The 13,242-nt window shown below is 70.9% G+C and carries 11 protein-coding genes; 6 read left to right on the forward strand and 5 right to left on the reverse strand.

Annotated features, from left to right (window positions below; translation table 11 throughout):
* Window positions 1–35 precede the first annotated feature (35 nt).
* Window positions 36–965: a LysR family transcriptional regulator gene (locus tag ABZ796_RS05895; RefSeq protein ID WP_357335376.1), complete on the forward strand. Its 930-nt coding sequence runs from the start codon at window positions 36–38 to the stop codon at window positions 963–965.
* On the opposite strand, the gene hemE is transcribed toward ABZ796_RS05895, so the two are convergent.
* Window positions 944–2,026 (reverse strand): uroporphyrinogen decarboxylase, encoded by a 1,083-nt coding sequence (hemE, locus tag ABZ796_RS05900; protein WP_357335378.1) that lies wholly within the window; start codon window positions 2,024–2,026, stop codon window positions 944–946. The genes ABZ796_RS05895 and hemE overlap by 22 nt on opposite strands.
* Before the next feature lie 70 nt (window positions 2,027–2,096).
* Here hemE and ABZ796_RS05905 point away from each other — a divergent pair, with 70 nt between their 5' ends.
* Entirely contained in the window at window positions 2,097–2,735 is a 639-nt protein-coding gene (locus ABZ796_RS05905) for a DUF3000 domain-containing protein (protein WP_357335379.1), read from the forward strand.
* Window positions 2,732–4,000, forward strand: a complete 1,269-nt coding sequence (locus tag ABZ796_RS05910) for a ribonuclease D (protein WP_357335381.1) — start codon at window positions 2,732–2,734, stop codon at window positions 3,998–4,000. Before ABZ796_RS05905 ends, ABZ796_RS05910 begins: the two co-directional genes overlap by 4 nt.
* Window positions 4,001–4,070: 70 nt before the next feature.
* On the opposite strand, the gene ABZ796_RS05915 is transcribed toward ABZ796_RS05910, so the two are convergent.
* The 4 genes from ABZ796_RS05915 to hrpA form a co-directional block, all read right to left on the reverse strand.
* Window positions 4,071–5,399, reverse strand: a complete 1,329-nt coding sequence (locus tag ABZ796_RS05915) for an extracellular solute-binding protein (protein ID WP_357335383.1) — start codon at window positions 5,397–5,399, stop codon at window positions 4,071–4,073.
* Window positions 5,400–5,552: 153 nt separating this feature from the next.
* The gene (locus ABZ796_RS05920; RefSeq protein WP_357335385.1) at window positions 5,553–5,963 is read right to left on the reverse strand and encodes a type II toxin-antitoxin system PemK/MazF family toxin; all 411 of its coding nucleotides are present in this window, start codon (window positions 5,961–5,963) and stop codon (window positions 5,553–5,555) included.
* A gap of 217 nt (window positions 5,964–6,180) precedes the next feature.
* A complete protein-coding gene (locus tag ABZ796_RS05925) occupies window positions 6,181–6,777 on the reverse strand; it encodes a hypothetical protein (RefSeq protein WP_357335386.1) in 597 nt (198 codons plus the stop codon).
* Between the two features lie 48 nt (window positions 6,778–6,825).
* A complete protein-coding gene (gene hrpA, locus ABZ796_RS05930) occupies window positions 6,826–10,704 on the reverse strand; it encodes an ATP-dependent RNA helicase HrpA (protein WP_357335388.1) in 3,879 nt (1,292 codons plus the stop codon).
* A 168-nt stretch (window positions 10,705–10,872) separates the two neighbouring features.
* Between hrpA and ABZ796_RS05935 the strand changes: the two genes are divergently transcribed.
* Genes ABZ796_RS05935 through ABZ796_RS05945 form a run of 3 tightly spaced genes read left to right on the forward strand, consistent with a single transcriptional unit; the run spans window position 10,873 to window position 13,184 of the window.
* Entirely contained in the window at window positions 10,873–11,877 is a 1,005-nt protein-coding gene (locus ABZ796_RS05935) for an alpha/beta hydrolase (RefSeq protein ID WP_357335390.1), read from the forward strand.
* Window positions 11,878–11,928: 51 nt separating this feature from the next.
* On the forward strand, window positions 11,929–12,957 hold the full coding sequence (locus tag ABZ796_RS05940) for a hypothetical protein (RefSeq protein WP_357335392.1): 1,029 nt from the start codon (window positions 11,929–11,931) through the stop codon (window positions 12,955–12,957).
* A gap of 35 nt (window positions 12,958–12,992) precedes the next feature.
* A complete protein-coding gene (locus ABZ796_RS05945) occupies window positions 12,993–13,184 on the forward strand; it encodes a hypothetical protein (RefSeq protein ID WP_091052443.1) in 192 nt (63 codons plus the stop codon).
* Window positions 13,185–13,242 lie beyond the last annotated feature (58 nt).

Below are 13,242 nucleotides of genomic sequence, written 5' to 3' on the forward strand. Positions count from 1 at the left end.
CGGGATCACCGATCACGGCCCTAGGAGAAGACAGCGTGAGGATCGAGCAGCTGGAGTACATCGCAGCCGTGACGCAGCACGGCTCGCTGCGCCGCGCGAGCGAGCAGCTCCACATCTCCCAGCCCGCCCTGAGCGAGGCGATCACCAAGCTCGAGCGCGAGCTCGGCGTGACCCTGCTCGACCGGCGCCGCGCCGGCGCCCGGATCAGCCGCGAGGGCCAGGAGCTGCTGCACTCCATGTCCGACATCCTGGAGGCCGTCGACCGCCTCCGCCTGGCCGCGGGCGACCAGAACGCCGGCGTCAGCTCGGTGCGGGTCGGCACGGTCCATGCCGGCACCTCGACCGTGCTGCTACCGACGTTGCGGAGGTTCGCCGACGAGCACCCGCGGACGAGCGTCGAGGTGCGCACCATGGTGCAGGAGGACATCTACCTCGCCCTCGCCGAGGGCACGATCGACATCGGGCTGGTCAACCTGCTCGACGGCGACGACCTGCCACCGACGGTCGAGGGCACCGTGCTTCTCCACGGGCGGCCGATCGTCGTGCTGCCCGCGGGCCACCCGCTCACCGCCCGCGACGAGGTCACCGTCGAGGAGCTCCGCGAGGAGCCGTTCGTCGGCATGCGCACGGGCTATCTGATGTACCGGTTCGCCCACCGCGTCTTCGGTCGCGACCTCCCCCGCCACTGGCACGCCACCGACGGCGCCGAGATGGGCAAGATGATGGTGGGCGAGGGCCTCGGACTGACCCTGCTGCCCGACTACAGCGTCGTCGGCGACCCCCGCGAGACCGGCGGGCACATCGCCGTACGCCGCCTCGCCGGAGACCGATCCCGGGTGACGATGGTCGCGGTGCGACGGCACAACGCGCGTACGACCTCGGGGGCACGCAGCCTGCTCGACCTGCTCGCCGAGACGGCTGCCCGCTCCCAGCCGGCTGGCTCTCAGCCCTCGGCCGGCTCGTAGCTCTGCACGAACTCGGTGAGCCGGGCGAGCTGGTCGGGGTCGGTGCTCGGGATGACGCCGTGGCCGAGGTTGAAGATGTGGCCCTTGGCGCGACGACCGGTCGCGACGATCTTCCCGGCCTGCTCGAGCATCACCTCGGTGGGCGCGAAGACGAGGGCGGGGTCGAGGTTGCCCTGGACCCCGAAGCCGTCACCGAGCTGGGCGATCGCCCAGTCCAGCGGGGTGCGCCAGTCGACGCCGACGACCTCGGCACCGGCGCTGCCCATCAGCGGCAGGAGCATGGCGGAGTTGACGCCGAAGTGGATCCGCGGGACGCCGAGCTCGCCGATCCGGGACAGCACCTGGCTGGAGTAGGGCAGCACGTGACGCTCGTAGTCGGCGGGCGTGCAGGCGCCGGCCCAGGAGTCGAAGAGCTGCACCGCGGAGGCGCCCGCGCGGACCTGGACCTCCAGGAACGCGCCGGAGATCCCGGCGATCTTGCGCATCAGGGCGTCCCACACGTCGGCGGCACCGAACATGAGCGCCTTGGTCTTGGCGTACTCCTTCGAGGGGCCGCCCTCGACCAGGTACGAGGCCACCGTGAACGGCGCGCCGGCGAAGCCGATCAGCGGGGTGCCGCCGTTGATGCCGCCGAGCTCGCCGACCAGGTTCTGGACGGCCTCGGTGATGTAGGGGACGTGCTCCGGAGTCAGGTCCGGGATCGCCTCCACGTCGGCCAGGGTCCGGACCGGGTTCGCGATCACCGGGCCGACACCGGGCTTGATGTCGAGATCGACACCGACCGCCTTCAAGGGCAGCACGATGTCCGAGAAGAAGATGGCCGCGTCGACCCCGTAGCGGCGTACGGGCTGGAGGGTGATCTCGGTGATCAGGTCGGCGTTCTGGCAGGACTCGAGCATGCCGATGCCCTCGCGGACCTTCAGATACTCGGGCAGCGACCGGCCGGCCTGGCGCATGAACCACACCGGCGTACGGCTGGGCTTCCGCCCCGCGAGCGCCTGCAGGAACGGGGAGGATGCGAGCGCGTCGGCAGTCGTCCCAGGGGTATTCACAGCGGCCACCGGGCAATGGTCCCATCCGGTGCGGCGTGTACGCACATCGCGAATCGCGCAGAAGACATACCCTGTTCACATGGTCGTCCGTGGAGAGTCGCGTCCCGCCGCGGGACCGGAGACCGGTCCCGCCGTGTTCCGGTCCGCCGCGGCAGGAATGCGCGCCGCGACCTTCCGGCCCGAGGTGCTGGCCGAGGAGATGCCGGCGCCCCAGCGGATCGCTCCGTACGCCGCGGCGCTGTCGGCCGATGTGACCGTCGGCGACGTCGACGTGGCGACCGGACGACTGATCCTGCTGCACGATCCCGACGGCAACGACGCCTGGGGCACGGTGCACGGACTGCCCGGAACGTTCCGCCTGGTGGCGTACGCACGGGCCGACATCGACGTCGAGCACATCAGCGACCCGCTGCTGGGTGAGGTCGGCTGGTCCTGGCTCCTCGACGCGCTCTCCGGTCACGGTGCCGAGCACGTCGCCGCCGCGGGCACCGTGACGCGCGTGGCCACCGAGTCCTACGGTGGGATGGCCGATGAGGAAGGCACCGCCCAGATCGAGATCCGCGCCTCCTGGACGCCGGTGGGGCCCGGGTCGGGCGACCTGGACGTGCGACCGCACACCGAGGCGTGGGGCGAGCTGCTCTGCACGGCCGCGGGACTTCCTCCGGTGCCGGAGGGTGTCACCGTCATGCCGAGCCGGCGAGGGCAGCGAGGCGCGTGATCGAAGACAGGACCGAGGCCGAGACAGGGCCGGACACACCAGAAGATGCTGCTCCGGCGCCGCTGCTGACCCTGCGCGACGGGCTGCCTCCCGTGACCGACACCGACGAGGGCCTGGTCAAGGCCGCGGCCGCCATCGCCGCTGGGACCGGACCGGTCGGGATCGACGCCGAGCGTGCCTCCGGCTACCGCTACTCCAACCGCGCCTACCTGATCCAGCTTCGCCGCGAAGGCTCCGGGATCTGGCTGATCGACCCGATCGAGCTGACCACGATGCAGCCGCTCGTCGACGCGCTCGAGGGCACCGAGTGGATCCTGCACGCCGCCACTCAGGACCTGCCCTGTCTCAGCGACCTCGGCCTGCACCCCGCCGCCCTGTTCGACACCGAGCTCGCCGGGCGGCTGCTGGGCTATCCACGCGTCGGGCTCGGCACCCTGGTCGAGACGGTGCTGGGCTTCACCATGCTCAAGGAGCACTCCGCGGCCGACTGGTCGACCCGGCCGCTGCCGGACGCCTGGCTCGAGTACGCGGCGCTCGACGTCGAGGTGCTCGTCGAGCTGCGTGAGGCGTTGGCCGCCGAGCTCGTCGCGCAGGGTAAGGACGCCTGGGCCCGTCAGGAGTTCGACTGGCTGCGCGGGTTCGAGGCCCCGGTGCGTACGGATGCCTGGAGACGCACCTCCGGCATGCACCGCGTCCGTGGCCGCCGCGGTCTCGCCGCGGTGCGTGAGCTGTGGACCGAGCGCGACCGGATCGCGCAGCAGCGTGACGTCACCCCGAGCCGGATCATCCCCGATGCCGCGATCGTCGCCGCGGCGCAGGACCTCCCGCAGGACAAGGCCTCGCTGCTCGGGCTGAAGGGCTTCCACGGCCGCGGCGCCGAGCGCTACGCGACCTCCTGGGTGAAGGCGCTCAACCGCGCGGTCACGATGGACGAGGACGAGCTCCCGGTGCGGTCGCCGCGCTCCGAGGGTCCTCCCCCGCCTCGCGCCTGGGCCGACAAGGATCCCGTCGCCGCCCGGCGTCTCACGCTGGCACGTGAGTCCGTCAACACCCTCGCCGAGGCGCGGAACCTCCCCGCCGAGAACCTGCTCACTCCCGACTTCCTGCGCCGTGCCATGTGGACGCCTCCGAAGACCCGCGACCCCGGCGCCCTGCTCGACGGCATCATCGAGATGCTCTCCGGGTTCGGCGCCCGCGGCTGGCAGATCGCCCTCACCGCCCCGCTGCTCACCGACGCCGTCCTGCACGCCGATCTCGAGTCCTGACGCCCCCTGTCTCCCGTCGGAGCCGCTAGGCGGCCTCGCGGCTCGACCGGCTGTTACTGACCCTCGGCGGCTAGGAGCTGGGCGAGATGGAGGGGGACGGGGAGGCCGGGGGCGTGGGCTGCGGGAAGACCGTCTTGGAGAGCTCGTCGATCTGGACCGCGTAGTCCTCGACCTGGTCGAGCTCGGCGACCGCGAAGGAGCCTCGGACGGCGACGGCGGCGACCTTCTGGAGCTGGGCGAGCTGGGTGGCCTCGGGGAGGACCTGCATGTCGCGGACCGTGTCGGTGAAGATGCGGGCGTTCTTGGGGTTGCGCTCGGGCTGGGTGAAGACCGGGGCGTAGCCGACCTCGGAGTTGACCGGTACGAAGTGGCCGGTGCGGACCATCTTCACGACCGACTCGGTCGAGATGAGGTAGGTGAGGAAGTCGGCGGTGGCGTCGGGGTCGGCGGTCTCCGCCCCCATGCACAGCCCGGCGTAGTCGCCGGTGGTGCCGTTGCCACCCGGCATCGGCATCACGTCCCACTCCATCGCGTCGGTCGCCCGAAGGTCCGAGACCAGCGAACGGTCACCGACCAGCGCCACCAGACGGCCCTGCTTGAAGGCCTGGAACGGAGTGCGACCGTTGAGGTCCTTCGAGGTGGCCAGCACGTTGGGCTGGGTCAACGCCTCGACCAGGTCCTCGTAGGCTCCGGCCGAGTCCTCCAGCGCAGTGGTCGTCGGAGCCAGCGGGTCGTCGAAGAGGGTCGCGCCGGCGCCGGCGAGCCAGGGCATCAGCGAGGAGAGGTTCTGCTCGACGTAGGTGCCCCGGACGCCCTTGTGGTGCTCGGTGGCGTAGGTCAGCGCCGAGCTGAACTGCTCGAGGGTCCAGCCGCGCAGGGAGCCATCGGCGCGGACGCTGGGAGTGGGCAGACCCTCCTCCTTCATGGCGTCGAAGTCGATCAGCCCGGTGTTGACGTAGACGACCTGCGGCGAGACCGAGTAGGGCATGCACTCCAGGCGGCGCTCGACGGAGAAGTCCTCCATCGCCTCGCGGGAGTACTTGTCACCGAAGTCGACGTTGCGGGCCTCGAGCAGGGTGTCGACGGGCTGGATCAGCTTGTCCTCGGCGAACGTGGCGACGTCGGCACGTGGGGTGAGCACCACGTCGACCTTCTCGCCGCTGTTGACCGCGGCGGTGAGCTGATCGTCGGTCGGCCAGGACTTCACCTCGACGGTGACGTTGGGGACCTCTTGGGTGTATTCGGCAGCCAGCTGCTTGTAGGTGTCGACCAGCGCCTTGTGGCCGGAGACCCCGAAGACCAGCTTCACCTTCGTCGGCGCCTTCGTCGCGGTGCTCGGCGACGGCGTCGAGGCCGGCTCACCACCGCAGGCGGCGAGGGACGCCGAGAGAACCGTCACCAGAAGCGCCGTTGCCAGCCGCGTGCGCCGCACCATTTCCTCCATCTCAACACCAGGACCGGGTCTGTGATGGAACCACAGACCCGGTTTACCAGCGATTCACTTTACGATACGTACCTGGACACTTCCTGAGAACCCGGCCCGGGGACGGCCTCAGGCGAGGTGATCGCGTGCGGCCTTGATCACATCATCGAAGATCTCTTTGGCCAGCACATCGCCCTCACGGCGTACGTCGGCAGGGTCTATCCGGATCAGCCGGTCCAGGCGCACCTCGGAGGGCCGGCCCTGACGGTCCCAGCCGCCGGCGCCGACATCCATCCAGTGCCGGCCGTTCCGCGACTCCTGCTCCTCGTCGCGGTCGTGGTCCTTGCTGGTCAGCATCAGACACAGAAGTACGCCGGCTCGCTGGCCGATCACGAGAACGGGCCGGTCCTTGCCCTGCGTCGCGTCGTCCTCGTACGGCACCCAGCCCCACACGACCTCGCCGGGGTCGGCATTGCCGTCACCGAGCTCGGGCTCGTAGGAGATGGCGCCCTCGCGCGGTGCGGGCTGGGTGTCGGTCACTTCGGCTCCTGGGTCGGTGGCTGGCGTCATGGCCGCCCAGCCGAGGTGCACCGAAAAAGATGATGAACACGCCGGACCGGGAGCGCCTCACGGCGCAAGGCCGCTCGTAGCGGCTGAAGTTGGGACCCGGGGCTGCCACAGCCCGACGTGTTCAGTCACCATTGTAACGGTGCCCCCAACCTTCGCCGCATCAAAGCGAACAGGAGGCTACCGCAATTCAGATCAACCGCTGCTCGAGCTCCGCATGACCCGCCGCCTCGAGCTGTTCGGAGAGCTGCAGCATGTTGCGTACGTCCTTGGCCGCCGCATCCGGGTCCAGGGCCGCGCGCCCGGCGGCGATGACGCGGGAGAACGCCGCGGCGCGGAGCAGCACCACGGCGAAGTCGCTGCCGGCGATGCCGCGCAGCACCTCGTCGACCATCGCCTTGAGCTCCTGCGGTCCGGGCGGCTCGGCGACACCGGCCACGACCTGCGCGACCTGGGCCTTCGCCCGCCCGGCCTCGAACTCGCGCGCGGCACCGACCGGGTCGGCGTAGACCCAGCTGCGCAGCAGGTAGAGCCGCCACAGGCAGCCGGCCAGTGACTCCGCCGGCGAGCTCGACCAGACCTCCGCGATCGTCTCGATTCCCTCGGACTCAGCCAGATGGAGGATCCGCTCGGCGACAGCGGGGTCGTCGCTGTCCCGCGCCCCACGTACGAGCGCCGTCGCCGCCGCGTCGGCCGCCTCCTGCACGAGCGCAGGGTCGTCGCCCCCGAGGAGGGAGTCGAAGAAGCCGTCCCCGGGACGCATCGGCGAATGAAACTCTCTGGCCATCGGATCGAGGGTAGCGGCCGCCGCCGACATGTGACACCCGTTCCCGCGCTACCCCAGCAGCTTGCGGATCCGCGCGTCGGAGACCTTCTCGGCGGTGCCGAGGTGTTGTGCCCAGAGCTGGACGCGGTACTCCTCGAGCATCCACCGCACCTGCCGCAGCCGCGGACCGGGCGGCCGGCCCTCGGGCAGCGCCTCGACCTGGTGCAGGTAGGCGTCCTGCAGCGACGCGATCCGGTCGTGGGTCGCGCGGTCGGCACGCAGGTCACCGTCGAGCTTGCGACGGCGCTCGACGATCGCCTTCAGATAGGTCGGGTAACGCCTGATGTACTGCGCACCCGCGTCCGCGACGAACCCGCGATACACCAGCCGGGCGAGCTGGTCCTTCATGTCGGTCAGGGCGGGGAGCTGGAACATGTCGGCTCGCCCGGAGAGCGCCTTGTCGGTCTCGCGGTACGCCTCGAGTGCCCGCATCACGTCGGCGAGGACCGCACGGACGGCCGCGGCCAGGTCGGCCGGCGTGCCCGCGGCCGCCAGCACGGCGGCGTACGTCTCGGGCGTCCACGGCAGCGGACGGGCATCGACCAGCTGGCGGACGACGGCGGCACGGCAGTCCTCGACGAGCTCGGCGGCGCTCGGGTAGGGCGACCCGGCCAAGGCGAGCTTCTCCATCGTGGAGAGCCCGTCGACGACCTGCTTGGTGACGTCGGGCAGCGCCAGGAGCAGCAGGCGGGCGACGCCGAGACGATGACGTGCCTCGGCCTCCTCCGCGGAGCCGGCGACGACGAGACCGACGGTCGTGCCCTCGTCGGACAGGCAGGGGAAGACCGTGACCTCGTGGCCCGCGCGCTTCTCGGTGACCGTGGCCTCGATCGTCCCGAAGACCCACGAGGTCTCACCGGTGCGGGTGTGGCCGGCCGAGGCGGCGACCTCAGCGATCGCGGCCTCGAACTCGCCCTCGAGCGGCGCCTTGAGTGCGTCCAGATCCTTGCCGCGAGCCGTCTCGCGCCCGTCCTCGCCGACGACCCGGTAGGTCGGGCGCAGGTGCTCGGGCACCTTGGTCCAGTCCCAGGCCTCGCGAGGGATGTGCACCCCCGCGGTCGAGCGCGCCCAGCGCTCGAGCGCGGTCAGCAGCGGCTCCTCCCCGGGCGGGGTCTCCTTCAGGAAGGCGCGCGCCTTGTCGGGAGCCGGCACGAAGCTGACCCGCAGCGGCTTGGGAAGCGACCGGATCAGCGCGGTCACCAGCTCCTCGCGCAGCCCCGGCACCAGCCAGGAGAAGTCGTCGGCGCCGACCCGGTTGAGCGTGGCGACGGGTACGTCGATCGTCAGCCCGTCATCGGCCGCGCCGGGCTCGAAGTGGTAGCTCAGATCGAACGTCAGCGGGCCTGCGTCCCACGAGGCTGGGAAGTCGCTCTCGGTCACCTCGCCCGCGGCGTCGTTGGTGAGCATCGACAGCTCGAAGGTGAGCAGGTCGGGCGTCTCCCGCCGAGCCTGCTTCCACCACTGGTCGAAGTGAGCGCCGGAGACGATGGAGGCCGGCAGCCGGCGGTCGTAGAAGTCGAAGAGCGCGTGCTCGTCGACCACGATGTCGCGGCGCCGGGCGCGGTGCTCGAGCTCCTCGGCCTCCTCGACGAGCTTCGCGTTGTCGCGGAGGAAGCGGTGGTTCGTACGCCACTCGCCGTAGACCAGCGCATGCCGGATGAAGAGCTCACGGGAGAGCTCGGGGTCGATCTTGCCGAAGGCGACGGGACGGTCGGCGACCAGCGGCACGCCGTAGAGGGTCACCTTCTCCCGGGCCATCACCGAGGCGCGCTTCTGGGACCAGTGCGGCTCGGAGTAGGTGCGTTTGACCAGGTCACGGCCGAGGCTCTCGGCCCATTCGGGCTTGATCGAGGCGTTCTGCCGAGCCCAGAGCCGCGAGGTCTCGACGAGCTCGGCGGACATCACGAACTGGGGATTCTTCCGGTGCAGCGCCGAGCCGGGGAAGATCGCGAACTTCGCCCCACGGGCACCGAGATACTCCCGCGGCCCGGGGCGCCGCTTATCCCGTGCCCGCGCCGCGTCGGCCTTGGAATCGCGCTCCTCGAGCGCGCCGATGTGCGAGAGCAGCCCGGAGAGCAGCGCCTGGTGGATCCCGTCGGCGTCGTAGGCCGCCCCCTCAGAATTCAGTCCGGTCTCCCCGGCCTCCACCACGTCGCGATGTCCCTTGCCGAGGTCGATCTTCATCTCCCGGCACACCTGCCGCAGCTGCGACTCCAGGTCCTGCCACTCCCGGACGCGTACGTAGTGGAGGAACTCCCGCTTGCACAGCCGCCGGAACGCGCTGGAGGAGAGCTCGTGCTGCTGCTCCTTCAGGTAGCGCCACAGGTTGAGCCAGGTGAGGAAGTCGGAGGTCTCGTCCTTGAACCGCGCGTGCAACTGGTCGGCCTGCGCCTGCTCCTTGGGATGGTCCTGCCCCGGCCGCTCACGCGGGTCCTGGAGCGAGAGCGCGGCAGCGACGACGATGACGTCGCGTACGCAGCCGAGCCGCTCGGCCTCGAGCACCATCCGGGCCAGCCGCGGGTCGATCGGCAGCCTGGCCAGCCGGCGGCCCAGCTTGGTCAGCCGCTGCCCCCGCATCGCGCCGAGCTCCTCGAGAAGCTGTACGCCGGCGGTGATGTTGCGCCGGTCCGGCGCCTCCACGAACGGGAACCGGGCGATGTCACCCAGCCCGAGCGAGGCCATCTGCAGGATGACCGAGGCCAGGTTGGTGCGCAGGATCTCCGGGTCGGTGAACTCAGGGCGACCGAGATAGTCCTCCTCGGAGTAGAGCCGGATCGCGATGCCCGCCTCGACCCGCCCGGTACGTCCCGACCGCTGGTTCGCCGAGGCCTGCGAGATCGGCTCGATCGGCAGCCGCTGCACCTTGGTGCGTGCGGAGTAGCGCGAGATGCGGGCGACGCCGGTGTCGACGACGTACTTGATCCCCGGGACCGTCAGCGACGTCTCGGCGACGTTGGTCGCGAGCACGATCCGGCGGCCGGTGTGGGGCGAGAAGACCCGGTGCTGGTCGGCGGCCGAGAGCCGCGAGAAGAGCGGGACGATCTCGACGAGACCGGTCCCGGAGCGTCCCTTGTTCAGCCCCAGCGCATCGGCCAGAGCGTCGGCCGCATCCCGGATCTCCCGCTCACCCGGCAGGAAGACGAGCACGTCCCCCGGTCCCTCGGCCGAGAGCTCCTTGACCGCGTCGACGATGGCCTCGGTCTGGTCGCGGACGACGACCTCGCCCTCTTCGTCCTCCTCGGAGAGCTCCATCAGCGGCCGGTAGCGGACCTCGACCGGATACGTACGCCCGGAGACCTCGATGATCGGCGCCGGCTCACCTGTCCTCACGTCGGAGAAGTGGGCTGCGAACCGCTCCGGGTCGATCGTCGCGGAGGTGATGATCAGCTTCAGGTCGGGGCGCCGCGGCAGCAGCCGGCGCAGGTAGCCCAGCAGGAAGTCGATGTTGAGCGACCGCTCGTGGGCCTCGTCGATGATGATCGTGTCGTAGCGACGCAGGTCGCGGTCGCGCTGCAGCTCGGCGAGCAGGATGCCGTCGGTCATCAGCTTGATCCGCGACGCCTTGGACGACTTGTCCATGAACCGCACCTGATAGCCGACCAGGTCGCCCAGCTCGGTGCCGAGCTCGGAGGCGATCCGCTCAGCCACCGACCGTGCCGCGATCCGGCGTGGCTGGGTGTGCCCGATCAGCCCGGCGGAGCCGCGCCCGAGCTCGAGGCAGATCTTGGGCAGCTGCGTCGTCTTCCCCGACCCGGTCTCACCGGCGATGATCACGACCTGGTGGTCACGGATGGCCGCGGCGATGTCCTCGCGGCGCTGGGTGACCGGGAGCTCGGCAGGGTAGGTGATCGCGACGGAGGTGGCGGCGGGCTGGTCGGACTCGGACATGAGGTCACCTATTCTCCCCCGGCCTACCCCTCCACCGCACATCGGTTTATCTCCCGCCCCGGCCCGCCAGATGGCGGGAGCAGTCGATGTGATTCCCGCCACAGGCCGGGTTCCGTGGACGAGGGTCACGGTGGAGGCTGTGAACACCCCATCGACGAAGGAGTGGCCATGACCGAGACCACCACCAGCGAGATCTTCCCGGACACCCCCGTCCGGCCGCCGTTCGATCCCGAGCTCGTGCCCGTGCTCGAGGCGGTGCGCGAGGCGCTCCCGACGTTCTCCGCGGAGAGGCTCGCCGCGCTGCGACAGCAGACCACCGAGGGCTTCCCCGGCATGGACCCGGTCGACCTGACCGTCGGCGGTGCGGTGCAGGTCGAGGAGCGTCAGGTGCCCGGCCCCGAGGGCGCTCCGGACATCACCCTGCTGATCCTGAGGCCCACCGCCGAGGGCGCCCCGCGTCCGGCGGTCTACCACACCCATGGCGGCGGAATGGTGGTCGGCGACCGCAGGTTCGGCGTGGAGACCTTCCTGCCGCAGGTGGCCGAGGGCAACGCCGTGGTGGTGTCCGTCGAGTACCGCCTCGCGCCCGAGCACCCGGACCCGGCTCCCGTCGAGGACTGCTACGCCGGCCTCGTCTGGACGGCGAAGAACGCCGCGGAGCTCGGCATCGACCCCGAGCGCATCATGATCGCCGGAGCCAGCGCCGGCGGTGGTCTCGCCGCCGGCACGGCCCTGCTCGCCCGGGACCGGGCCTTCCCCCGGCTGAGCCACCAGATCCTCATCTGCCCGATGCTCGACGACCGCCTCGAGACCCACAGCAGCCGCATGCTGGACGAGGAGGGGGTCTGGGATCGCAACTCCAACCTGTTCGGCTGGACGGCGCTGCTCGGCGAGCGCCGCGGGGGCCCGGACGTATCGCCGTACGCCGCCCCGGCGCGCGCCGAGGACCTCACCGGCCTCCCGCGCACCTACATCGACACCGGCTCGGCGGAGTCCTTCCGCGACGAGACGCTGACCTACGCGCGCCGGCTGTCCGAGGCCGGTGTCAGCGTCGACCTCCACATGTGGGGCGGCGGGTTCCACGGCTTCGACCTGATGGCGGCGCACACGGCGCTCTCCCGCGCCTCGGTCGCGACGCGCGAGGAGTTCATCCGCAGAGCGCTCGAGGCCTGATCCGCTGGCCCGCTCGCCGCCGGTGGGCGATAGTGGCGGGGGAGGTTTCAGGTGCGAGATCTGATCGGCAAGCTCGAGGTGGTCGATGACGACACGGCCAGTGCGCTGCGCGTCATCGACCACTTCGACCGTCTCGTGGACGAGAGGTCCTCGACGGCCGCGGTCGTGCGCGCCGCGGCGGCGCTGGCGGGCTCACCCGCAGGCCTCCACGACGCCGCGCGCGGCGTGGTCAAGCGGTTCGGGGCCGATGGGCGGGCGCTGACCGGCGAGACCGAGGGCGGCCGGCACCACGAGCCGATCCCCGGCCAGCCCGGCTCCTGGCTCTGGCTCGAGCGCGCCGGGGAGGACGGCCCGCTCGACGCGCTCATCCTCGAGCGCGCCGCCCGCGCCCTGCAGGCGCTCAGCACGGGTTCCTCCGACCCCTCGACCAGCGGGCTGGTCCGGATCGCGTGCGACCCCGACGCGACCGAGACCGACAGGCGCGACGCGGTCGCACGGCTCGGCCTGACCGGCCCGGTCACGGTCGTGCTGAGCACCTCGGCCAACCTGCGGGCTTCGCTGATCAGCACGGTCGGTGCCCTGGTGGTCGAGCTGCTTCCCGGCAGGCCCACCATCCCGGAGGGCGTTCGCGCCGGAGCCGCCGTCGCCCCCGACCCGATCCACCTGCCGACCGCGCTGGAGCAGGCGCGGACGGCCCTCCGGCTGGCTGCCGACGTCGGCGTTCTCGCGCCCGCGGTCGTCCGCTACGACGACCTCGGGGCACTCGCCGTGATCGCCGAGCGGATCAGCGCCGACGAGGCGGCGGGGGTGGCTGACGTACGACGTCTCGACGAGCTGCTCGAGGGTCATCCGTGGGTCGTGGACACGCTCCACGCGGTGCTGGACCAGCTGAGCCTGCGGCAGTCAGCCGCGATGCTCCATGTGCACCACTCGACGCTGCAGGAGCGGCTGACGTGGCTCAGTGGTCAGCTCGGCTACGCGCCCATCAAGGGGCGGGGACGTCAGCGCGCGGCGGTCACGCTGCTGCTGTGGCGTGTGGCCCACGGCACCGACCAGCAGGCCGTGGAGGATCCGCACTAGGCGGGTCTTGGTCCTGGCACCTAGATTATGTCCCCATGACCGGGGAGCCGAGCGAGACCGAGGTCCAGGATGCGCTGCGTGCGCTCCGAGGAGAGGACGACACCCTCAACGAGCGGTCGGTGCAGACCGCTCTCGACCTTCATCGGCTGCGCGATGCGCTGACCCGGTTCGGCGACGACGAGCCATCCGGCGACACGAAACCGGCGCGGGACAGGTTCCGACTCTGAGTCGAAATCGGCCAATGGGTGGGACGCCGAGTTACGTCGGGGATTTCAAGAGGGTTAC

Origin of the sequence: Nocardioides sp. NPDC047086, from assembly GCF_040643685.1 — a bacterium.
In the GTDB taxonomy this organism is placed as follows: domain Bacteria; phylum Actinomycetota; class Actinomycetes; order Propionibacteriales; family Nocardioidaceae; genus Nocardioides.